1 rRNA gene is annotated in these 215 nt (G+C 48.4%); it reads right to left on the reverse strand.

Annotated features, from left to right (window positions below):
* Window positions 1-48 precede the first annotated feature (48 nt).
* Window positions 49-215, reverse strand: a 23S ribosomal RNA gene (locus AC3B4V_RS16350); the annotation flags it as partial.

Raw genomic sequence — 215 nt, forward strand, 5'->3', positions numbered from 1 at the left:
TTTGAAAGGCTCGCGCCCTCAAAACTGAAGTCATCAACAAGCATCTGCTAGAACAAGGCCTCGACCGATTAGTATCACTCAGCTCCACATGTCGCCATGCTTCCACCCGTGACCTATCTACCTCATCGTCTCTGAGGGGTCTTTCTTGATTACTCAAAGGGAAATCTCATCTTGGAGGGGGCTTCATGCTTAGATGCTTTCAGCATTTATCCCGT

This window comes from Exiguobacterium sp. E17S, assembly GCF_057772545.1.